The 21,305-nt window shown below is 74.6% G+C and carries 17 protein-coding genes; 8 read left to right on the plus strand and 9 right to left on the minus strand.

Features of this window, described 5'->3' with window-relative positions:
• Nucleotides 1–101 precede the first annotated feature (101 nt).
• Complete coding sequence (locus tag ACFQBR_RS12735; protein WP_344183227.1) at nt 102–1,391, plus strand: glycosyltransferase; 1,290 nt, start codon at nt 102–104, stop codon at nt 1,389–1,391.
• Nucleotides 1,392–1,552: 161 nt separating this feature from the next.
• Here the strand turns inward: ACFQBR_RS12735 and ACFQBR_RS12740 are convergent, their stop codons facing one another.
• From ACFQBR_RS12740 to ACFQBR_RS12750, 3 genes are all read right to left on the minus strand, one after another.
• Entirely contained in the window at nt 1,553–2,974 is a 1,422-nt protein-coding gene (locus ACFQBR_RS12740; RefSeq protein WP_344183231.1) for a sensor histidine kinase, read from the minus strand.
• A gap of 107 nt (nt 2,975–3,081) precedes the next feature.
• A complete protein-coding gene (locus ACFQBR_RS12745; protein WP_267946628.1) occupies nt 3,082–3,780 on the minus strand; it encodes a response regulator transcription factor in 699 nt (232 codons plus the stop codon).
• 73 nt (nt 3,781–3,853) lie between these two features.
• Entirely contained in the window at nt 3,854–4,801 is a 948-nt protein-coding gene (locus tag ACFQBR_RS12750; RefSeq protein ID WP_344183225.1) for an HpcH/HpaI aldolase/citrate lyase family protein, read from the minus strand.
• 164 nt (nt 4,802–4,965) lie between these two features.
• Here ACFQBR_RS12750 and ACFQBR_RS12755 point away from each other — a divergent pair, with 164 nt between their 5' ends.
• The 3 genes from ACFQBR_RS12755 to ACFQBR_RS12765 are packed head-to-tail and all read left to right on the plus strand — an operon-like array spanning nt 4,966 to nt 7,873.
• A complete protein-coding gene (locus ACFQBR_RS12755; protein WP_344183223.1) occupies nt 4,966–7,293 on the plus strand; it encodes a molybdopterin-dependent oxidoreductase in 2,328 nt (775 codons plus the stop codon).
• Nucleotides 7,294–7,334: 41 nt separating this feature from the next.
• Nucleotides 7,335–7,616: a type II toxin-antitoxin system Phd/YefM family antitoxin gene (locus ACFQBR_RS12760; protein WP_344183221.1), complete on the plus strand. Its 282-nt coding sequence runs from the start codon at nt 7,335–7,337 to the stop codon at nt 7,614–7,616.
• Nucleotides 7,613–7,873, plus strand: coding sequence for a type II toxin-antitoxin system RelE family toxin (locus tag ACFQBR_RS12765; RefSeq protein ID WP_344183219.1), 261 nt, complete (start codon nt 7,613–7,615; stop codon nt 7,871–7,873). The genes ACFQBR_RS12760 and ACFQBR_RS12765 overlap by 4 nt, the downstream gene beginning before the upstream one ends.
• Nucleotides 7,874–7,894: 21 nt before the next feature.
• Here ACFQBR_RS12765 and ACFQBR_RS12770 read toward each other — a convergent pair whose 3' ends face one another.
• The 3 genes from ACFQBR_RS12770 to ACFQBR_RS12780 all read right to left on the minus strand — a co-directional run bounded on the left by ACFQBR_RS12770 (nt 7,895) and on the right by ACFQBR_RS12780 (nt 12,594).
• Complete coding sequence (locus tag ACFQBR_RS12770; RefSeq protein WP_344183217.1) at nt 7,895–10,093, minus strand: PrsW family intramembrane metalloprotease; 2,199 nt, start codon at nt 10,091–10,093, stop codon at nt 7,895–7,897.
• A 237-nt stretch (nt 10,094–10,330) separates the two neighbouring features.
• A complete protein-coding gene (locus ACFQBR_RS12775; protein ID WP_344183215.1) occupies nt 10,331–11,632 on the minus strand; it encodes a methyltransferase family protein in 1,302 nt (433 codons plus the stop codon).
• Nucleotides 11,629–12,594: a hypothetical protein gene (locus ACFQBR_RS12780; protein WP_344183213.1), complete on the minus strand. Its 966-nt coding sequence runs from the start codon at nt 12,592–12,594 to the stop codon at nt 11,629–11,631. The genes ACFQBR_RS12775 and ACFQBR_RS12780 overlap by 4 nt, the downstream gene beginning before the upstream one ends.
• 103 nt (nt 12,595–12,697) lie before the next feature.
• Here ACFQBR_RS12780 and ACFQBR_RS12785 point away from each other — a divergent pair, with 103 nt between their 5' ends.
• Complete coding sequence (locus ACFQBR_RS12785; protein ID WP_344183211.1) at nt 12,698–13,366, plus strand: TetR/AcrR family transcriptional regulator; 669 nt, start codon at nt 12,698–12,700, stop codon at nt 13,364–13,366.
• Entirely contained in the window at nt 13,363–13,923 is a 561-nt protein-coding gene (locus ACFQBR_RS12790) for an NUDIX domain-containing protein (RefSeq protein ID WP_344183209.1), read from the plus strand. The genes ACFQBR_RS12785 and ACFQBR_RS12790 overlap by 4 nt, the downstream gene beginning before the upstream one ends.
• A gap of 45 nt (nt 13,924–13,968) precedes the next feature.
• On the opposite strand, the gene ACFQBR_RS12795 is transcribed toward ACFQBR_RS12790, so the two are convergent.
• Nucleotides 13,969–15,468: an NAD(P)H-hydrate dehydratase gene (locus tag ACFQBR_RS12795; RefSeq protein ID WP_352983903.1), complete on the minus strand. Its 1,500-nt coding sequence runs from the start codon at nt 15,466–15,468 to the stop codon at nt 13,969–13,971.
• 155 nt (nt 15,469–15,623) lie between these two features.
• On the opposite strand from ACFQBR_RS12795, the gene ACFQBR_RS12800 reads away from it, so the two are divergent.
• Entirely contained in the window at nt 15,624–17,693 is a 2,070-nt protein-coding gene (locus ACFQBR_RS12800; protein ID WP_344183205.1) for a hypothetical protein, read from the plus strand.
• Between the two features lie 257 nt (nt 17,694–17,950).
• Here ACFQBR_RS12800 and ACFQBR_RS12805 read toward each other — a convergent pair whose 3' ends face one another.
• Nucleotides 17,951–18,739 (minus strand): DUF4352 domain-containing protein, encoded by a 789-nt coding sequence (locus tag ACFQBR_RS12805; RefSeq protein ID WP_352983898.1) that lies wholly within the window; start codon nt 18,737–18,739, stop codon nt 17,951–17,953.
• Between the two features lie 454 nt (nt 18,740–19,193).
• On the opposite strand from ACFQBR_RS12805, the gene ACFQBR_RS12810 reads away from it, so the two are divergent.
• On the plus strand, nt 19,194–20,534 hold the full coding sequence (locus ACFQBR_RS12810) for a glycerophosphodiester phosphodiesterase (RefSeq protein ID WP_344183201.1): 1,341 nt from the start codon (nt 19,194–19,196) through the stop codon (nt 20,532–20,534).
• Between the two features lie 124 nt (nt 20,535–20,658).
• Here the strand turns inward: ACFQBR_RS12810 and ACFQBR_RS12815 are convergent, their stop codons facing one another.
• Nucleotides 20,659–21,195, minus strand: coding sequence for a DUF4352 domain-containing protein (locus tag ACFQBR_RS12815; RefSeq protein ID WP_267946641.1), 537 nt, complete (start codon nt 21,193–21,195; stop codon nt 20,659–20,661).
• Nucleotides 21,196–21,305: the final 110 nt, after the last annotated feature.

Raw genomic sequence — 21,305 nt, forward strand, 5'->3', positions numbered from 1 at the left:
CTGAGCGGTCGCCCCTCCGTCACCGGAAGGTCGGCGACGGTCAACGCGGGTGGGTCACACTCGTGCGTACGCGGCGACCCGACAGCCAGGAGATCCGGTCCATGTCCACGTCCTTCGCTTCAGCCTCCCCCACGACGGCGCCCCCTCCCCGGCCGGCCGGCGGCCCGGAGCGCCGGCCCCGGGTGCTGATCGGCACCGACACCTACCCCCCGGACGTGAACGGCGCCGCCTACTTCACCGAGCGCCTCGCCCGCGGCCTGGCCGGGCGCGGCGCCCGGGTGCACGTCGTGTGCCCCTCCCCGGAGGGCTCGCCCCGCACGGTCGAACGGGACGGGGTGGTCGAGCACAGGCTCCGCTCGATGTCCTCCCTCGTCCACGACAGCGTGCGCCTCGCTGTCCCCCTGGGGGTGCGCGGGCACCTGGACCTGCTGCTGGACCGGCTGGAGCCGGACGCGGTGCACATCCAGAACCACTTCCTCGTCGGCCGGATGCTGGCCGCGGCGGCCCGCGCCAGGGGCGTCCCCGTGGTCGCGACCAACCACTTCATGCCGGAGAACCTCTTCGACTACGTGCGCGTTCCCGGGCCGCTGCGCCCGTACGCCGCCCGGATCGCCTGGTGGGACCTGGGCGCCGTGCTGTCCCGGACGGAACACGTGACGACCCCGACGCCCGCGGCGGCCGGGCTGCTGCGGGAGCAGGGGTTCGCCAAGCCGGTCGAGCCGGTGTCCTGCGGGGTCGACCTGGCAGGGTTCAGCCCCCTGGACGGCGGGGCGGCGTCCAAGCGGCGGCTGCGCGCGCGGCTGGGCGTCCCCGACCGGACGACGGTGCTGTTCGTGGGCCGGCTGGACGAGGAGAAGCGCGCCGAGGAACTGGTGCGGGCGACCGCGCGGACGGCCTCCGCCCAGTTGCTGCTGGCCGGGCACGGCGCGTACCGGCGGAGCCTGGAGGAGCTGGCCGTGGCCGAGGGCGTGGCGGACCGGGTGGTGTTCCTGGGTTTCGTGTCGCAGGAGGACCTGCCCGACGTGTACCGGTGCGCGGACGTGTTCGCGATCGCGGGCGTCGCCGAACTCCAGAGCATCGCGACCCTGGAGGCGATGGCGAGCGGCCTGCCGGTGGTGGCGGCGGACGCCATGGCGCTGCCGCACCTGGTGGAGGAGGGCCGCAACGGGTACCTGTACCGGCCGGGCAGCCCTGAGGAGCTGGCCGCGAGGATCGAGGACGTGGTCGCGGACGAGGGCGGGCGCCTGAGGATGGGCGAGCACAGCCGGGCGATGGCCTCGCGGCACCGGTTGGAGGACTCCCTGGAGCGGTTCGAGCGGATCTACCTGGAGGCAGCGGAGGGAACGGCGGTCCCGGCGTCCGCCGCGGCCGGGGCCGTCCTGAGCGGCTGACGGCGGCGCCGAACCGCCCGCCCCGGAGGAGGGGCCCGGACCGGCGCGGCCACGCGGGACCGCCCACCGCGGAGCGGCGCCCCCGGGACACGGGCCCGGGGCCCCGCCGTCCCGCTCCCGGTCCGCCCGCGGGAGGCGGCGCCCCGGCAGGCCCCGCACCCTCAGCCCGGCGGAGCCTCCGGCCCCCCGGGCCCGTGCTCCGGCAGCTGGAACCCGATGGCGGCGCCGCCCCCCTCGCGGTTGCGGGCGAACACCCGGCCGCCGTGGGCCTGGGCGATCTCCTTCACCATGGACAGTCCGAGCCCGGAGCCGGGCAGGCCCCGGGCGACGGTGGCGCGGTAGAAGCGCTCGAAGACGCGGCCCAGCTCCTCCGGGTCGATGCCGGGGCCGCGGTCCAGTACCTCGACCGCGCCCGCCCGGACGCGGATCTCGATGGGCGCGGTGCCGTCGGGGTCGAACTTGGCGGAGTTCTCCACCGGATTGGCGACGGCCCGCTCCAGGGAGCCGGGGCGCCCCCACACCACGCTGTCGTCGGCGTCCACGACGATGTCCCGCCCGGTGCGCCTGCGGGTGCGCTCGGCGACCCTGTCGACGACCTCCCTCAGGGGGACCGCGCGCATCGCCTCGTCCTCGTGGTCGCCGGTGGCGAGTCCGACCAGCTCGTTGACGAGCGCGGTGAGCTCGCGGGTCTCCCCGCGCAGGTCGTCGATGAGGCTCTCCCGCGCCTCGGGGCTGAGCCGGTCCACCCTCCCCAGCACCTGGACGTTGGTGTAGAGGCTGGTGAGCGGGGTGCGGAGCTCGTGCGCGGCGTCCTGGACGAGTCGGCGCTGCTCCTCCTTGGACCTGGCCAGGCGGGCGAGCATCGCGTTGAAGGCGCTGCCGAGGCGGTCGACCTCGTCGTGGTTGCCCTCCTCGTGCGCGTCGCCGGGCCCGACGGGGTCGAGGCGGCCCGTGGAGCTGACGTACTCCGCGGCGTCGGTGAGGCGGACGAGGCGCCCGGTGGTGCGGTGGCCGACCAGCCAGCCCACCGCCGCGGCGCAGAGGGCGACGAGCAGGCCCACCCACAGGATCTGGGTGGCGAGGCGGTCGAGCATCAGCTCGGTGGGCGACAGCCGCTGGAGGAGCTGCAGGGCTCCGGCGCCGTCGCCGACGGAGACCGTGGCCATCCGGTAGGCCTGCCCCTCGATGGACTGCTCGCGCATGTCGACGACGCCCGGCCTGGCCGTCGCGGCCAGTTCCATGTCCGCGTCGGAGGGGGTGAAGAAGACGACCTCGGCGGGGTCCTCGACGCTGACGGTGCGGCGGCCGTCGGGGCCGAGGAGCTGCACCTGGAGGTTGTCGCTGGACAGGAACGGGATGGGGCCGGCGGAGGGCCCGCCGCCCTCCTGCCCGTGGATCTCGACGAGCTTGTCGGACAGGTCGGCGACGGTGCTCTCGAACCCGTTCCTGACGTCGGCGCGGATGAGGGCGGCGGCGGTGGTGTAGGCCAGGGTGCCGACCAGGGCGATGATCACGGTGGCCACCAGCGCGAAGATGACCGCGAAGCGGGTTCCCAGCCGCCAGCCGCGCGGGTTGAGCACCACGCCGCCGCGCCACGGGAGGGCGGCGTGGGCGCCGGCGGCCCCGGGGCCCGGCACGTCCGGACCGGCGCCGTCCCCGCGGCCGTCGGCGGCGGGCGTTCGCACGCCCGTCACCCCTGCGGGCGGAGCGTGTACCCGACTCCGCGCACGGTCTGGATGAGCGGCGGGCCACCGTCCTCCAGCTTGCGGCGGAGGTAGCTGATGTAGACGGCGAGGTTCTTGGACTCCGGACCGAAGTCGTAGCCCCAGATGCGGTCGTAGATGGTGGCGTGGTCCAGGACGATCCCCGTGTTGCGGATGAGGAGCTCGAGGAGGTCGAACTCGGTCTTGGACAGCTCGATCTCGCGTTCGCCGCGCCACACCCGGCGGGCGCGCGGGTCCAGGCGCAGCTCCCCCGCCCGCAGGGGGCCCTCGTCGGCGGTGTCCTCGGGAACGGGCGCGGCCCTGCGCAGGAGGGCCCGCAGCCGGGCGAGGAGCTCGTCCAGCTCGAACGGCTTGGCGAGGTAGTCGTCGGCCCCCGCGTCCAGCCCCGCCACCCGGTCGGGCGTCTCCACGCGGGCGGTGAGCATGAGGATGGGCGTGCGGTCGTGCTCGGCCCGCAGCACCCTGGCCACCCCCAGCCCGTCCACGCCGGGCATCATCACGTCGAGGACGAGCAGGTCGACGGGGTCGGCGTGCACCGCGGCGAGCGCCTGGACCCCGTCCGCGACCGTCCGGACGCTGTAGCCCTCCAGTTGGAGGGCGCGTTCCAGTGAGTCCCTGATCGCGCGGTCGTCGTCGGCGACCAGGACCGTGGCGGTGGCTTCCATGGCGCCCATGGTTCCCTATCCGGGTGAGAAGGCGGTAAGAGGCGGGTGGGGCGCGTGTCAGAGCTTCCGCCGGTCAGGACCCGGGGACGAACGCGCGGGTCCTCTCCAGCCCGGCCGCCCGGCCCTTGCCCGCGACCACGAGCGCCATCTTCCTGGAGGCCTCGTCGAGCATCTCCCCGCCGAGCATGACGGCGCCCCGGCGGTCCACGGTCGTGGCGTGCGCGTAGGCGTCCAGGACCAGCTCGGCGTGGTCGTAGTCCTCCTGGGAGGGGGAGAAGGCCTCGTTGGCGGCCTCCACCTGGAGCGGGTGCAGGACCCACTTGCCGTCGTAGCCCAGGGCGGCGGTGCGCCCGGCCGAGCGGCGGAGGGCGTCCACGTCGCGGATCTGGAGGCAGGGGCCGTCGATGGCCTGGACGCCGTTGGCGCGCGCGGCCGTGAGGATGCGCATGAGCACGTAGTGGTAGGCGTCGCCGGTGTCGTAGCCGGGCGGCTGCTCGCCCACGACCAGGCTCTTCATGGTGATGGAGGCCATGAAGTCGGCGGGGCCGTAGACCAGGGACTCCAGGCGGGGCGAGGACGCGGCGATCGAGTCGACGTTCACGAGGCCGCGCGCGTCCTCGATCTGCGCCTCGATGCCGATGCGGCCGACCGGGAGGCCGACGGCGCGCTCGATCTGGGTGAGCAGGGTGTCGAGCCACTCGACGTCGCGGGCCGCGGTGACCTTGGGGAGGACGATCGAGTCCAGGTCGGCCCCGGCGCCCTCCACGACGGCGATGACGTCGCGGTAGGCCCACTCCGTGGTGGTGTCGTTGACGCGGACCGACCTGACCCGTCCGTCCCAGCCGCCCTCGGTGAGGGCGCGGACGACCGTGCCGCGGGCGGCCTCCTTCTCCGAGGGGGCGACCGCGTCCTCCAGGTCCAGGAAGAAGGCGTCGGTGCCGAGGCCCCTCGCCTTGTCCACGAACCTGGGGTTGGACCCCGGGACCGCGAGTACCGACCGCCGCGACCTGAGTTCGCCCATCGCCGTCCCTGTTCCGCTCGACCGTGCCTGTGTGCGCGCCCCCGCGGCGGAGCCGCTCCCGGCGCCGCCGTCCACGGGTCGCGGGGCCCATCATCCCACCTGCGCGTGCGTAGAGTGAGAGACGGGTCCCCCGGTGGGGCCGGAGTGACCGAGGGAGAGTGACCATGTCCGCCACGCTGCGTCCGACGAGTGCCCACTGGGGCAGCTACCAGGTGGTCGTCGAGGACGACCGGGTCGTCGGCGTCCGCCCCGACCCCGACGACCCGGCGCCCTCCCCCGTGATGGCCAACACCCCCGCGGCCCAGCACCACGCGTCCCGGGTGGCCCGTCCCGCGGTGCGCCGCCGGTGGCTGGAGCGCGGCCCGGGCCCCGACCCGCACCGCGGCGCCCCGGACGACGACTACGTCGAGGTCGAATGGGCCACGGTCCTGGACCTGCTGGCGGCGGAGCTCGACCGGGTGCGCACGGAGCACGGCAACGCGGCGATCTTCGGCGGTTCGTACGGGTGGGGCAGCGCCGGGCGCGTCCACCACGCGCAGAGCCAGCTGCACCGCTTCCTCAACACGATCGGCGGGTACACGCGGTCGGTCGCCACCTACAGCCACGGCGCCGTCGAGGTGCTGTTCCCCAGGATCATCGGCACCCCCGCCGCGAACCGGCTGCTGCACCGCGCGCCGGCGTGGACGCAGATCCGCGAGCACACAGAGCTGCTGGTGACCTTCGGCGGGCTGCGGCTGTCCAACACGTGGACGACCTCGGGGGGCCGGGCGGCCCAGACCGCCGGTCCGGAGATGCGGGCCGCCTCGGAGGCGGGGGTGGAGTTCGTGTCGGTGTCGCCGCTGTTCGACGACACCCCCGAGGACGTCAAGGCCGAATGGGTGTCGATCCCGCCGGGCGCCGACACGGCGGTGATGCTCGCCCTGATGCACGTCCTGTTCACGGAGGGGCTGGCCGACACCCGCTTCCTGGACCGGTACACGGTCGGCGCGGACGTGCTGCGCTCCTACGTGCTGGGGGAACGCGACGAGCGCGGCGACCGGCCCGGGGTGGAGCGCTCGCCCGAGTGGGCCGAGCGGATCAGCGGGGTCCCGGCCGGCGAGCTGCGGACGCTGGCACGGCGCATGGCGGAGAAGCGCACGCTCGTCAACGTGGGCTGGTCGGTGCAGCGCGCCCGGTACGGCGAGCAGCCGCTGTGGGCCGGTCTGGCGCTGGCGTGCTGCCTGGGACAGGTGGGGCTGCCGGGAGCGGGTTTCGCGTCGGGGTACGGGTCGATGGGCAACTACGGGGGCGGTTCGACCCCGATGGGCCTGCCCAGGATGCCGCAGGGCGCCAACCCCGTCGACTCGTCGATCCCGGTGGCGCGGATCGCCGACATGCTGCTGGAGCCGGGCGGTCGGTACGACTTCGACGGCGAGGAGCGCCGGTACCCGGACGTGCGGCTGGTGTACTGGGCGGGCGGCAACCCGTTCCACCACCACCAGGACCTGGAGCGGCTGACCGGGGCGTTCGGCAGGCCGGAGACGGTGGTGGTCCACGAGACGCACTGGACGGCGACGGCCCGGCACGCCGACATCGTCATCCCCTCGACGACGGTGCTGGAACGCGACGACCTGACGGCCAGCAAGGGCGACCTGAGCGTGCGGGCCATGCCGCGGGCGGTGTCCCCCCACGGGCAGGCGCGCGACGAGTACGACACGTACGCCGACCTGGCCGGGCGGCTCGGGCTGCGCGAGGAGTTCACGGAGGGGCGGACCAGCGCCCAGTGGATGAGGTCGGTCTACGAGCGGTGGCGGTCCCTGGTGGCCAGGCACGGCGCGGAGGTGCCGGGGTTCGAGGAGTTCTGGGAGCGCGGGCGGGTGGAGATGCCCGGCCGGGTGGAGGACGAGGCGCTCCTGGGCGAGTTCCGGGCCGACCCGGAGGGCAGGCCCCTGCGGACGCCGAGCGGGCGGATCGAGCTGTTCTCGGAGACGATCGCGTCGTTCGGGTACGAGGACTGCCCGGGGCACCCGGTGTGGCTGCCGGGGCCGGCCGTGGACGGCGCGGACGACGGGTTCCCGCTCGTGCTGCTCGCGAACCAGCCCAGCGGGAGGCTGCACAGCCAGCAGGACATGGGCGCGCACAGCATGTCGCAGAAGGTCGGGGGGCGCTCGCCGCTGCGGATCGGCCCCGAGGACGCACGGGCGTGCGGCGTCGCCGACGGCGACGTGGTGCGGGTGTCGAGCGGCCGGGGGTCGTGCCTGGCGGGCGTGGTGGTGAGCGACGCACTGAGGCCGGGCGTGGTGCAGCTGTCCACCGGCGCCTGGTACGACCCGTCGGCGCCGGGCGTGACGTGCGCGCACGGGAACCCGAACGCGCTGACGGAGGACGTGGGGACGTCACGGCTGAGCCAGGGGTGCACGGGGCAGACGGTGCGGGTGAGGGTGGAGCCGTTCACCGGCCCGGTGCCGCCGGTCCGCGCGTTCGAGCCGCCTGTAGGCATCACGGTTCCCTGAGTACGTGGACGCGAACACAAATGGCCATTATAATGACCAGAATGGAGACCATTCCGATCACCGAGGCCAAGGCCAGGATCGCCGAGCTCGCTGATCGCGCACAGCGCGAACACGCCGACTACACGTTCACGAAGAACGGCCGCCCCGCGGTCGTCATGATGTCCGTGGCCCAGTACGACTCCCTGATGGAGACACTGAGCATCCTCTCCGACCCCGAGACCAGGAGGGACCTCGCCGAGGCCGCCGAGTCCGGGGAGTTCACCACCGAGGAGGACATGGCCGAGCTGATGGGGGCACGCCTGGGCAGGGATCCCCGGGCGTGAGGGTCGTCTACCTGGGTCCTGCCAGGCGTGCCCTCGCCGAGGAACTTCCCGAGGCCGTGGCGTCAGCCGCGTACGAATTCGTCAACGGGCCCTTGAGGACGAACCCCTGGCGGGTCGGAAAACCCCTCGACGAGCCTTTCGCCGGCCTGCACTCGGCCCGGAGGGGGACCTATCGGATCGTCTACCGGATCCGACCGGACAAGGACGCGATCGAGATCCACTCCATCCGCCACCGCAGGGACGCCTACAGGTTCTAGGGAGTGCTCTTCGGGGGGCGTTCAGCGGACCAGGAGGCGGTCCACCCGACGGGGCAGGAGCAGCCCCGCCAGCCCGAGGAGCGCGTAGCCGACCTGGCCCGGGGCGAGCATGCCCAGGATCGCGCCCGTGTTCGCCGTCGGCGCCCGCAGGAACTCGCGCATGCGCGGGTGAGCGTGCGGGACCCCGTTGCCGGAGACCAGCAGGGAGAGCGCCGCGACCAGCACGAGCGCGGCCCACGCGGTCTCCGCCCCCGTCAGACCGCCCAGCCACAGCTGGAGCCGGTCCAGTGCCACGAACGCGTAGGCCGGCGCGTCCGGGTCCGCGGCTCCGCCCGGCCCGGACGCCCCGGGGGCCGCGGCGGCGTACACCGCGGCGGCGGCGAACGAGGCGGTCGCCGCCGTGACACCGCCGGTGGCGGCCAGGCCCAGCCGCCGGGCCAGTGAGCGCGCCTGCCGGGTGAGCTCCTCCTGCGAGGGGTGGCTCCGCCAGGGGCGGCCGGCGGACCGGGCCTCCGCCATGGCGTTCGCCCGGCGCCGGCGGAGGAACCGCCACGTGTCGCAGAGGGCCCCGGGGCCGCGCCGCGCGGCGATGGCGGACACCGCGAACTCGTGGACGATCGTGGACAGCGTCGTGGCGAGCGTGACCGGCAGGTCCACCCAGGACAGCGCCAGCCTCCGGAACAGCGGCGCGATGTCCGCGGGGACGCGCACCCTCATCGCCACGGACCTGCCGCGGGCCCTGCGGCGCAGCCCGGCCAGCGGGGGGCGGCCGGGCAGCGGCGGCGTCGACTCGGCCGCGGTGCCGATCGTCCGGTAGTCCATCGCCACGGCGCACAGGAGGAGGACGACCAGCAGCCACGGGGTGAGGACCCCGCCGCCGAGCAGGCCGTGCACGAAACCGGACACCGGGTGGAGGGCCGCGTTGGCCAGCACGGCGTTCAGGTTGAGGTGCTCCAGGAACGCCGCGGTGAACGCGACCGGCGGCAGCAGCCACAGCCACGCGCCGTAGCGGCGGCCGACGACGGCGAGCCCGAGGGCCGCCCCGACCAGGCCGGTGGTGACGGCGTGGCCGGAGAAGACCGCGAGGACCGCGCCGGAGGCGTCGGTGACGGTGCTCCCGCCCGGCAGGAGGAACCCCCCGCCGCCGGGCCGGTCGCCGCCCCCGGTGGAGACACCGGTGAGCAGGTGCTCGGCGAGCTGGAAGCCGGCGCCGGACGCCGCGGCCAGCAGCAGGAAGTCGACGGCGGCCAGGCGGCGCGTCCGCCGCCGGGCCACCAGGCCGAGGAGGAGGAGCGGCGCGAGCTTGCCGGCCTCCTCCACGGCCACCGCGACATAGGTGTAGCCGACGACCCCGTACGGGTCGACGCCCAGGAGCCCGACGACGGCCGCCTCGGCGAGGGCGAGCGGCCACAGCAGGAGCGCGCCGAGGGCGGCCACCCGCAGCAGGGTCGCGAAGGAGACGGTGCGCGACCGCGCGGGCCAGGCCAGCTGGAACAGCAGCACGAAGGCCGCGGCCAGTGCGGGGAGGGCCGTGTCGAGGCTGGGGACGAACAGGGGCGCGACCAGCAGTGCGACGACCGCCAGCCACCCCCAGGCCCCGCGCAGGGCGCGCAGCGCGCCGACGGCGCGCGGCGAGCGCTCCCGGAGGCGGTCGCCCCGGCGGGCGAGGCGTTCGGGCAGGTCGGGTCCGGGACCGCGCGGGCTCCTGGCGTGCCTGGCGCCGGTGTCGGCGCAGTTGTAGAGCAGGGCGGCGCGGGTGAGGACGGGCCCGCCCTCGACGCGGGCCCTGTTGCCGAAGTGGACGCGCGCCTGGGGGATGTCGGCGCCGACGAGTTCGCGGACGAAGTCGGCGGGCCCGGCCGCGACCGTGAGCTCGTCGGCGGTGACCAGGACGGCGGCGGAGAAGTCCTCGACGCAGACGAGGAAGTCGGTGGGGGTGGGCCCCCAGCCCCGGATGAGGTCGATGAGGGTGTCGGTGTCGAGGGGGACCTCGGTGACGGGGTCGTACGAGAACTCGGGCCGGGTCCGGCACACCAGGAGCCGGTCGACGCCCATGGCGCGCCCCGCCGAGACGATCGCGCGGATGAGGTTGCGGTCCCGGGGCACGAGGAAGGGCGTGGTGACCTTGCCGTCGACCCTGATCCACTGGGGGTCGAGCTCGGTCGCTCCGGCACAGACACGAAGGACGAGGTCCCGCGCGAGCATGGCCTGTTCTTCCATCGACGTCCTCGTGCCGTGCGGGGGGCGGATACGGGGGCCGGTCCCGCCCCTTGGCGGACGGAACGGCCCGACCGAGCATAACGGCGCGGGGCGGCGGCGGAAGAGGCGCTCTGCGGCATTGTGGCCGTGATGTCATGCGGCGGGCCCGCGCCGCGCCTCCCCCGGCGCCCGGGGCCGCCGCCCGACCGGTAGTGCGCGGTGGCGCCGCCGGGCCCGGGGGCCTCCGGGCGCCTGCCGTCACCGTCCGCCGCCGGAGGGGAGGCCCTCCCTCGGCCGTGCGCCCGGTGCGCCGCGGACGTCGCGGGACGCACGGGGCCCGGCGCCGAAGGCGTCGGCGCACAGCTGCCCGACGTGGCGGAGGAGGGGCAGGTCGAGGGCCCACCCGGCGAACGCCCACCCCAGGTGGAGGTGGTCCAGGGCACGCGCCAGCGCCGCCACCCCGCTCCGGCGGAGCCCGTCGGGCGTCTCGTAGGTGAGGCGGTACAGGACCTCGGGGTGCTCCGCCGCCGGGCGCAGTTCCAGGGACACGGGCGCCCGGGCCGCGATCCAGCCGCCGAGGCCGGTGCACATGGAGCAGTCGGCCGCCACGTAGAGGGTCCCCGGGGTCCGGCCGGGCCACGGCCGCCACCGGGGCAGCCAGGGTCGCACGCCCTCGCGGTAGTCCTCCCAGTCGCTCCCGAAGGCCCGGCGCAGCTGCCCGCCCTCGTGCCAGGACGCGAACCCCGCTCCGTAGGCGAACGCGACCAGGGCGCCGACCAGCAGTCGCAGGTCCCCCGTCACCGGCACGAGCACCAGGTAGACGGCGGCAATGGCGGCCTGCATGGGGTTGCGCACGTAGGCGTAGGGGCCGCTGGCGACCAGGCGCGACGGCGGGTCGTAGGGCAGCGGGGTGCCGCGGCCCACCTGCGCGAACTCGCGGGCCGCGGCCAGGCCCGGCAGGCACGCCGCCGCGAGGACCTGGGCGCCGAGCAGCGCCTCCCCCGGGCCGGGGACGGCGTCCAGCGCGTACAGCGGCAGGCCCACCATGAGCCCGAAGGCCAGGACGGCCTGCGCCCACGTCCGGGCCCGGACCAGCTGCCCGCGCCGGGTCCAGTGGGCCAGCATCAGCGCGGGGATCAGGCACAGCGCCGACCCCGCGAACTCGCCGAGGAGCCAGAGGGGCCCGAGGACCACCACGGGTTCGGCGAGCGGCATGACGATCACGTCGACCCACACGAGCAGGCCGGTGAGCAGGGGGACCGGGAGGAAGCGGAGCATCAGCGCGGGCAGGGCGCCCCACAGGACCGCCCAGGCGATCAGCAGGTCGACGGGCATCCCGCGCCACACGGCGCCCTCGGCGTGGAAGGTCCACCAGCCCGCGTGCACCGCGTACAGGTTGAGCGGGACGAGGGTGAGCAGGGCCCACGCCCCCGCGACGATCATCGACGCGACCTCGCGCGGCCGGGGCGCGCGCCACGCGCACAAAGCGGCCAGGAGCAGCAGCGGGACGAACAGTCCGACGCCCCGGACCAGGGCCGCGGGAACCTCCGCGGCCGTCACTCCCCGGCCCCCGCGACCGCGTCCCGGAAGGTCGTCGCGAGGTACTCGGCGGCCAGGTCGGTCGTGTACGACTGGATCGGCCCGAAGTACCAGGAGGGCTCGTAGGTGCGCTCGTACTCGACGGTCCAGGTGAGGCGGGTGCCGCCGCCCTCCCTCTCCCAGACGGCCTCCGCCCGGCGCATGTCCATCCAGTTCGCGAACGCCGTGTCCCGGACCACGTCGAAGACCACGCGGCCGCCGTCGCCGTCCCACTCGCTCTCCGCGACCTCCAGCTCCATGTCGCGGGGGGTGGGTTCGGAGCCGATCCGGAGGGTGCGCCTCGGGGTGAAGTCGACGACGCGGGCGTCCCCGGGGTCCAGGCCCTCCCCGGCCGCCCGGACGGGGTGGGGGAAGGGCACGGCGCGCAGGAAGAGGGCGTCGGGGACCGCGTAGCCGGGCGGGGCGGCCAGCGCGGCGGCGACCCGCTCCGGTTCCGCGTCGATCAGCACCGACCCCTCGCCCTGGTCCGCCCGGGGGAGGAGGCTCGTCCCGGCGACGCCCTCCAGGGCGAGGACGAAGAGGACCGGTACGCCCAGCAGGGCGTGGCGTCCGCCCCTGCCGCCGGCCCGGAAGGCCTCCGCCGTCCAGGCCACGAGTGCGGCGATGCCGTAGAGCAGGGGCGCGGCGATGACCAGGCACACCGTGCCCTCGCCGAGCAGGGCCGCCGCCAGCGCGAGGCCGACGGTGGTGACGGCCATCGCGATGCCCGTGGCGCTCCGCGCCCGCACGGTGAACACGACGATCAGGGCGATCACCGCGGGGAGGCCCACGTAGAACAGCGCCGTCTGGTCGAGGCCTCCCCAGTGGTTGGCCCGCAGGGCCAGCAGGCCGGCGAAGGCCGCGAGCAGGAGCGCGGCGAGCGTCCAGCGGGCGCGGGTGGGGACGTGGGCCGGAAAGGGTTCGGGCTCGTCGCTTCGGGACATGGGGGCACCCTTCATCAAGCGGTTAAAGCACTTGGTTTAATCACTTGATTAAACCGTATGATGAACACACCCCGACCGGCAAGGGGGCTACGCGAGGAGGACCATGGCCAGGAGCGGCGGCGGACGGCGGACCAGCGAGGAGACCAAGGAGAGGCTGCTCGGCGCGGCCTGCGCGGTGCTGCGGGAGGAGGGGTACTCCGGGGCGTCCGCCCGCGCCATCGCCACGCGCGCCGAGGCCAACTCGGCGCTGGTCTTCTACCACTTCGGCGGGGTCGACCAGCTGCTGCTCGCGGCGCTGGACCGGTCGAGCGCCGAGCGCATGGCCATGTACCGGGAGATCGCCGGGCGCGCGAAGAGCCTGGAGGAGCTCGTGGAGGCGGCCCTGCTCATCTACCGCACCGACCTCGAACGCGGCTACATCACCGAGTTCTCCGAACTCGTGGCCGCCGCCGTCACCAAGCCCGAGCTCCGCACGGAGATCCGCGACCGCGCGGAGCCGTGGATCGCGTTCATCGAGCACGAGTGGAACCGCGTCCTGGGCGGATCGGCCCTCGGAAGGCTGCTGCCCGCGCGCGAGGTCGCCTACGGGGCGATCACGTTCTACCTGGGGGTCAACCTGTTCTCCGTCCTGGACGAGGACCGCACCCGCACCGAGGCGGTCTTCGAGCTCGCCGGGGAACTGGCGCCGCGGGCCAGGCTCCTCACCCTGCGCCTGCCGCGCCGCAACCGCGACGTAGGCTTGTCGCCGGCGGACCAGGAGGAGGACGCATGAGCGGTGGCGGCGGCGCGGGCGCCGACGGACGGGGCACGGACACCGGCGGGTCGGGGCCGACGGCCGGGCAGGGCGTGGCGGTGGCCCCGGGGATCGAGTTCCCCGACACCGCCGACGGGAGGACCCACGTGGCGGGCGCGGTCATCGCCGACGGCCGGGGACGCGTCTTCGCGCAGCGCCGGTCCGCGACCCGCAAGGTGTTCCCGCACTGCTGGGACATCGTCGGCGGACACGTCGAGCAGGGCGAGACCATGCTCGAGGGCCTGGCCCGCGAGGTCGAGGAGGAGACCGGCTGGCGGCTCGTCGGCGTGCTCGCGGAGCTGTACCGGCTCGACTGGGACCCCGGCGACGGCGTCACCCGGCACGAGGTCGACTACCTGGTGCGGGTCGAGGGCGACCTGTCGGCGCCGCGGCTGGAGCCCGACAAGCACACCGAGCACCTGTGGGTGGACGACTCCCTCGTGCACCGGCTGCGCGACGAACGCGACCCCGGCGACTACTTCATCACCGACATCGTGCAGCGCGGCCTCGACGCCGCCCGCTCGGCGGACGGCTGACCAGCCGGGGCGGCCGGGCCGACCCGGCCGCCCCGGCGGGCCCCGTCACACGGCGCGGCCCCGGGTGACCTCGGCCACCGCGAGCGGCAGCGCGTCCAGCAGGTCGGACGCGCTGATCGGCGCACCGCCGCGGGCCAGCGAGGCGGCGCGTCCGTGCAGGTAGGCGCCGCACGTCGCGGCCTCGCGCGCGGGCAGTCCGGACGCCATGAGCGCGCCGACCGCCCCCGACAGCACGTCACCGGTCCCCGCGGTGGCCAGCAGCGGCGTCCCCGTCGGGTTGGCGACCGCGGGGGCGCCCGGGTGCGCGATCACGGTGGTGGAGCCCTTGAGAAGGACCGTGCAACCGAACCGGTCGGCGGCGCGCGCCGCGTGCTCCAGGCGGCGGGCCTCCACGTCGGCCCGGTCCACGTCGAGCAGCCGTGAGAGCTCGCCCGCGTGCGGGGTCAGGAGCGTCTGCGGCGCCCGTTCGCGGAGCAGCGCGGAGAGCGGACCGCCCCCGCCCCCGGTGAGCAGGGTCAGCCCGTCCGCGTCGACCAGCACCGGGACCTCGCTGTCCAGGACCGCCCTGAGCTCGTCGGCGTTGGCCGGGTGGGTGCCGCGCCCGGGGCCGATGACCACGGCGGCCACCCGGCCCGGGGACAGGTCGGTGCTGCTCTGCGGGTCGCGGAGGTCGGCGACGGCCTCCGGCCAGCGGCCGATCACCTGGTCGGCCACGCCCCTCCCCCCGCCGAAGCGGACCATCCCGACGCCGGTGCGCAGCGCGCCGCCCACGCACAGGACCGCCGCGCCCCGGTAGGGGTCGGAGCCGGCGCGGACGCCGAGGACGCCCCGCCGGTACTTGTCCTGCTCCGCGCCGGGGGCCGGGAGGAGCGCGGCGATGTCCACAGCCTGTGGACGGACCAGCGCGGGGCCGGGCAGCTCCGGCCCCAGCCCGATGTCCACCAGCCGGACGCGGCCCGCCCGCTCCGCCCCGGGGTCGACGAACAGGCCCGGCTTGTGGGTGCCGAACGTGACGGTGGTGTCCGCCCGGACCGCGGGCCCGGCCACCTCCCCCGTGTCCGCGTCCACCCCGCTGGGCACGTCGACGGCGACCACCCGGGCGGGGGCGTTCGAGGCGAGCACCGCCAGGGCGGCGTGCGGCTCGCGCAGTCCGCCGCGCCCGCCGATGCCGACGAGCCCGTCGACGACCAGGTCGGCGTCGAACAGGGCGGCCTCCTCGGCCGCGCCGCCCGCGAACGGCAGGATCCGCCCGCCCGCGGCGCGCAGGGCGTCGGCGCCGCCCTCGTGGACGGTCCGCCCGGCCGCCAGCGCGCGCACCGACGCGCCCCGCGAGGCGAGGAGCGCGCCCGCGTACAGGGCGTCGCCCCCGTTGTCGCCGCCGCCGACCAGGAGCACCACCCCCGCCCCGTAGACCCGGGGCAGGAGCCCGGCGCACTCGGCCGCGAGCCCGGCCGCGGCCCGGCGCATCAGGGCCCCCTCGGGAACGCGCGCCATGAGCGCGCGCTCGGCTTCGCGGACGACGCTGACGGTGTGTGCTGAGTGCACCGGCTACCTCCAGAGGGGTCGATCGGCCACCATCGTGTCGCAGGTGGGGCCCGTGGGGCGGACAGCGCCACACCTGGCGTTCCAGGTAGGCCGATTTCAACCCGATGTCATCGTTTCACTACCCTTCGGAGTGTCGGCTTGCAACAATGGGGTGTATGCCTCGACCGAGCAAGTACGTGTCCCGGTCCGACCTCGGCTGGGGATCCTCCCCCGCCGAGAGGGCCAACCCCCGATCCGGACTGGTCATCCACTACGACAGCGCCGACCAGGGCCTCGCCGACAAGAAGCACGAGGCGTGTGTCACCTACTGGCGCAACACCCGCAAGTTCCACACCGGCCCCTCACGCGGGTGGGCCGACATCGGATACTGCGTCGACGAAAAGACGGAGATCTTCACAGAAGAGGGCTGGAAGACATTCCACGAGATCGCCGAAGGCGATGTGGTCCTCACCCTCGACCATGAGACGGGCATGTCCCAGTGGCAGCCGCTGCTGGCGCTGAACGTCTTCCCCGCGGTACCGCGCGAGCTGATCAGGATGGAGGGGCACAGCCACTCCTCCCTGACCACAGCCCAGCACCGGTGGCCTGTTGAGCGGTTCTATCGCCGCACAGGGACGCAACGCCAGAAGTCGGCCGGTGGTCGATGGGCGGCGACAGGGCGTGCGGAGCGCACGCAGCAGGGACGCGAACGCGTCTGGGCGACCACCGGGACCCTGAAGTACGCGGACCGCATCCCCCTGTCCGCTCCGTGCGTCACTCTCCCGACCGAGCCCAAGTGGTCGGACGCCCTGGTGGAACTGGTGGCGTGGTTCTGGACCGAAGGGCACATCACGCCGCAGAGCCGGAGCCGCGTTCCCAGCACGGGCGTGGTCATCTACCAGTCCGAGCAGAAGAACCCGGAGAACGTGGCCAGGATCAGGGGAGCGCTGCATGCCCTCTTCGGCCCCGCGTGTGACGGCTTCCCCCGCTCCGGGACTGCTGCGGACGGGGTCCCCCGGTGGCGGGAAGCAGTCAACCGGCACCTCGTGGAGTTCCATCTCTCGGTGGACGCGGGTCGGGTGCTTCTCGACCACGCGCCCGGACGTGTTCCCGGATACGGATTTCTCCGGTCCCTCACACGGGCTCAGCTCGGCCTGTTCATCGAGGCCTCCCTGCTGGCCGACGGACACAACAGCCGAACCGTCGACGTACAGGCCCTCAGCCAGAAGAGCCGGGAGGCGGCGGAGGCCTTCCAGTTCGCCGTGATCCTGGCGGGATATGCGACGTCGTTGCGAAGGCGCCCGCCGACGCCGTCGACGAAGTACGACATGTGGAAGGTCGAACTGAGGCGCAAGACCCACTTCGCGCCCAAGGCCGCGCAAACACGGAAGTCGGCCTTCTCCATCACGAAGGAACCCTACGACGGTCGCATCTGGTGCCCGACCACGCCGAACGGTACCTGGCTCGCCCGACGGGCGGGCACGGTGTACTTCACCGGGAACTCGTTCATGGCGTGTGCGCACGGATATGTCCTGGAAGGCCGCGGTCTGTACCGTGCCCAGGCCGCGCAGCCCGGGGGCAACACCTCCCACTACTCGGTGACCCTGGCCACGGGCCCGAAGGACGCCATCACACCCGAGCAGATCAACGCCGTCCGCCAGCTGCGCCAGTGGCTGATGGAACCGGACACCTCCATCTCCGGCAAGGTGCTCGGCCACCGCGACTTCATCTCCACCTCGTGTCCCGGGGACAGGGCCTACAAGCTCGTCAAGGACGGAACCTTCGCCAAGAAGCCCGACGAAACCGAGGGAGATGACGTGCCCAGACATCGCAGGTTCGAGAAGGACGACGCACAGGAGCTGACACCCGGCACGTGGGCCAGCCTCAAGTTCGACCGCCGACACGACGGCCACCGGGGCGACCTGTACGCCCTCGTGGGACCGGACGAGCCGGACGGGGCGCTCTACGACCTCTCCGTGGGCGTCACCCTCCAGGGGCTGGCCTCGGGGACCGAGGTGCAGCTGCGTGCCACGGAGTACGAGTCCGACGGCAGCGGCGGCTGGAAGGTGGCCCGCAACCGTCCCATCGAGAGTCCGGTGCAGGCTGCGGGGAACGGGCACTTCACCTACGCCTGGAAGGGCAATCTCGCCAAGGGCAGGCGTGTGCGGGTGCGGGTCGCGCAGTTCGGGGACGCGAGCGCGCAGGTCACGTCGGCCACCGCCGAGGTCTTCTACTGGCCCAAGTAGCCCGTGGACTCCCCCGGGGCCGGGCGCGGCCCGGAGGCCTGCGGCTCCGGGCCGCGCCGGTCCGTGGGGAGAGGCGTCCGTGACCGCCGCCGGCGCCGGATCGGCCCCGGCCCGGTCTTTCCGGTCCCGTACGGTTCCCGGCGGGCGAGGGACCGTCCCCGACGCCCCCTCGGCGCCCGTCCCGGAGCACCGGGACACGGGAACGCCCCGGCCGCGCTCGGGCGCGTCCGGGGCGTTCCGCCGTTCGTCCGGTCGGGTCAGCCGACCGGGATGACGATCGGCTCCTCCATCCCGAAGCTCGGGTCGAACCGGAGCTCGGTGACGGTCACCTCGCCCACCGTGGCGAGCTGCCCGGAGATGCTGTCCCCGGGAGCGACGGACACGGCTTCCATCTGGGTGATGTCGGCGAAGATCGTCTCGGCCCAGTCGGAGCGCTCCGTGCCGTCGTCCAGCACGAAGGTGAAGTAGATCGGGTTGACGTCCAGGGCCTCGGACGAGTCGTTGGTGATCTCGACGTCCACCACGGTGTAGGTGGTGTCGTCGATGACGTCGCCGGCGGTGCCGCTCTGCGTGGCGCTGGCGGTGATGCCGCCCTGCTCGACGGGAGCCTCCTCCTCGGTCGGCTGGGACTCGGTCTCGCCCGTCGACTCCTCCGGGGAGGAGGACGTGGTGGGCTGCGTGACCGGTTCGTCACCCCCCGACAGGGAGGCGACGATGACGATGAGCACGATGGCGATGATCACCACGCCGAGGCAGCCGCCGACCCCGATGCCGACCTTGGCGCCGGTGGACATGCCCTTCTTGGGCGGCTCGCCGTAGGGGGGCTGGCCGCCGGGGGGCATGTCGTAGGGCGGCTGGCCACCGTAGGGCGGCTGACCGCCGGGGGGCCCGCCGTAGGGGGGCTGACCCCCGGTGGGGCCTCCGTAGGGGGGCTGACCCCCGGAGGGGTCTCCGTAGGGAGGTTGGCCGCCGGTGGGGCCTCCGTAGGGAGGCTGGCCGCCGTAGGGCGGCTGCTGAGGGCCCGAGGGGTACTGGGGATAGGACACGGGGGTACTCCGGCTCTCGTGCACGATGCGGTGGAAGGGGAAGCGCCGCCTACACCGTGCACCGTCGGGTGAACACGTGCGGCTGCGAGGACAATATCCGACATGACCGCATCGCGTTCGCGCTGCTCCCCTGCCCGGCCCGTCCGGTTCCGGACACGGACGCGGGCGGGAGCCCCGGCGCCCCGGACGTATCCGGCCGGACCCCGGTGGCGGACACGGTGCGGCACGGTGTTCGATGCCGCCCGCCCCTGTGAGGTTCTCCACTGCCGCGCCCCGCTCCTGGGGCCCGCCGGTCCGGCCCCGGGTCCGCTCCGCGGTCCGCCGTGCCCGGCGGCCGGTCGCGCCGCGGGCGTCGTGGGCTGCGGGGAAGGCGCCCCGCCCTCCGCCCGTGCGCCCCGCCGCGGGGGCGCGCGTCGTAGGTTGTTCGCGGTCCCCACCCCCTGAGGAGACGCCCGTGCTGATCGACCACCTGTCCTGGCCGCTGGCCGTCGCCCACCGCGGCGCCCGGTCGACCGCCCCCGAGAACACCCTGGAGGCCGTGGCGGCGGCGATCGACGCCGGGTCGGACCTGATCGAGGTCGACGTCCACCTCGCCGCCGACGGGTCGCTGGTCCTGTGCCACGACACGACCCTGCGCCGGACGCACGGCGTCGCCCTGCCCGTGGCCGGGCTGACCGCCACGGCGGTGAAGAGGTGGCCCGTCCGGTCGGCGTCCCGGCTCGGGCTGACCGGGTGGCCGGACGTGCCCACCGTCACCCTCAACGAGGTGTTCGCCCGCTTCGCCCGTGCCCCGGTCGCCTGGCTGATCGAGGCCAAGTACCCGCCCGCCCCGGCCGGGGCCCGGCTCGACGCCGTCGGCGACGCCGTCGTGGACCACGTGTTCCGCTGGGACCTGGCCGGCTCGGTGATCGTCCAGTCGTTCCAGCGGCGTCCCGGGCTGCGCGCCGTCGCCGCCGGGCTCCCGGCCGGGTACATCGAGACCGCCGGCGGCAGCGACCCCCGCGAGCTCGCCGACCAGGGCTTCGACTACTACGGGATGCGCAAGGACGCCCCGCCCGAACGCATCGCGGCAGCGGCCGACGCCGGGCTGCGCCCCCTCGTCTACACGATCAACCGGCGCAGCGAGCGGGACGCCGCGCTCGCGGCCGGTGCGGCCGGGATCGTCACCGACGACCCCCTCTACCTGGCCGGACGCGCGCCGGGCCCGGACCTGTACGCCCTGGGCACCTGGCCGCACGGCCACCTGCCCTCACCGGTGAACCCGGTCACGGGCGTGCTCACCGGCTCGGCCCTGGAGCTGGCGCCCGCGCGGATGGAGGCGGGGGTGCCGGGGAACTACACCGCTGCCGTGCTCGGCTCGCTCAGCCACGAGGCGCCGCCGGAGTCGTGGACGTGGGACGTGCGGGTCGCCCTCCTGGAGGCGACGAGCGCCACCCGGTCCGCGCAGGTCCAGTTCTGCATGGGGTCGGACGTGGGCTACCACGACGACGACCACGGCCGCGTCGACTGCTACAACGTCCTGCTGCGGCCGAACGGGACGCTCGACCTCTACGCGGCGGCCGACGGCGCCGGGGTCCGCATCGCGACAGCGACGGGTCCGGCCGTGCCCGTGTCCGCGACGGACCCGGCGTACGTGCCTCTGCGCATCGAGGTCTCCCCCACGCACGTGGGCGTCAGCCGCCTGGACGCCTCCGGGGTCGTGGCCGCGGCCGCCGACCCCCGGTTCCGGGGCGGGTACGTGGGCGTCGGGGTCCGCTCCGTCAGGGCGCGCTTCGTGCCGGGGGCCCGGGCCTGACCGTGCCGGCGCGGGAGCGCCCGGGCTGCGGACCTGGCGTCCCCGCCCGTCCGGGCGGGGGCGGTCGCCCCGGTCGGAGGCGTACGGGCCCCGGTCGCGTGCGCGACAGGGGCCCGTACGGGTCCTACCCGACCTCGGCGACGACCGGGTCGCCCAGGCCGAGGATGTCCCCCATCTCGACGGTGGCCACGTCGACCTCGCCGACGAGGGCGATCTGCCCGGAGGCCCGCTGGCCGGGCTGGAGGGTGACGGCGTCGATGGGGTCGATGTCGGCGAAGATCGTGTCGGCCCAGTCGCTCACGACGGTGCCGTCGGAGAGGACGGCCGTGAAGTTGATCGGGTTCACGTCGACGGGCTCGTCCGAGTCGTTGACGACCTCGACGTCGATCGCGGTGTAGGTCGTGCTGTCGATGGTGTCGCCGACGGTGCCGGCGTGGGTGGCCGTCATCGTCACGCCGGTCTCCTCGGCGGGCTCCTCCTCGGCGGGTTCCGCCTCCGAGGCCTCGTCGGCCTCCTCGGTGGTGGCGCTCACGGCGGGCGGCGGGGCGTCTGCCTCGGTGTCCGAGGTGACGGCGGCGACGCAGCCGGCCATGAGGAGGAGGATCAGCAGGACGCCGGCGCAGCCGCCGCAGCCGAGGCCGATCTTCGCTCCGGTGGACATCCCCTGCTTCGGGGGCTGGGGCGGGGGAACGGACTGTCCATAGGGTCCGTAGGACATGGGGGAGCTCCGAGTCTGTGGGGGCAGAGCGGCGAGCGGGGGCCGCGGGGGTA

This window comes from Nocardiopsis tropica, from assembly GCF_042660575.1.
GTDB classification, from domain to species: Bacteria; Actinomycetota; Actinomycetes; order Streptosporangiales; family Streptosporangiaceae; genus Nocardiopsis; species Nocardiopsis tropica.

Excerpts from the sequence above, each read along its gene's own strand:
- ACFQBR_RS12735 (WP_344183227.1), top strand. The coding sequence starts at position 102 with ATGTCCACGTCCTTCGCTTCAGCCTCCCCCACGACGGCGCCCCCTCCC.
- ACFQBR_RS12745 (WP_267946628.1), bottom strand. The coding sequence starts at position 3,780 with ATGGAAGCCACCGCCACGGTCCTGGTCGCCGACGACGACCGCGCGATC.
- ACFQBR_RS12750 (WP_344183225.1), bottom strand. The coding sequence starts at position 4,801 with ATGGGCGAACTCAGGTCGCGGCGGTCGGTACTCGCGGTCCCGGGGTCC.
- ACFQBR_RS12755 (WP_344183223.1), top strand. The coding sequence starts at position 4,966 with ATGTCCGCCACGCTGCGTCCGACGAGTGCCCACTGGGGCAGCTACCAG.
- ACFQBR_RS12760 (WP_344183221.1), top strand. The coding sequence starts at position 7,335 with ATGGAGACCATTCCGATCACCGAGGCCAAGGCCAGGATCGCCGAGCTC.
- ACFQBR_RS12770 (WP_344183217.1), bottom strand. The coding sequence starts at position 10,093 with ATGGAAGAACAGGCCATGCTCGCGCGGGACCTCGTCCTTCGTGTCTGT.
- ACFQBR_RS12780 (WP_344183213.1), bottom strand. The coding sequence starts at position 12,594 with ATGTCCCGAAGCGACGAGCCCGAACCCTTTCCGGCCCACGTCCCCACC.
- ACFQBR_RS12785 (WP_344183211.1), top strand. The coding sequence starts at position 12,698 with ATGGCCAGGAGCGGCGGCGGACGGCGGACCAGCGAGGAGACCAAGGAG.
- ACFQBR_RS12790 (WP_344183209.1), top strand. The coding sequence starts at position 13,363 with ATGAGCGGTGGCGGCGGCGCGGGCGCCGACGGACGGGGCACGGACACC.
- ACFQBR_RS12800 (WP_344183205.1), top strand. The coding sequence starts at position 15,624 with ATGCCTCGACCGAGCAAGTACGTGTCCCGGTCCGACCTCGGCTGGGGA.
- ACFQBR_RS12815 (WP_267946641.1), bottom strand. The coding sequence starts at position 21,195 with ATGTCCACCGGAGCGAAGATCGGCCTCGGCTGCGGCGGCTGCGCCGGC.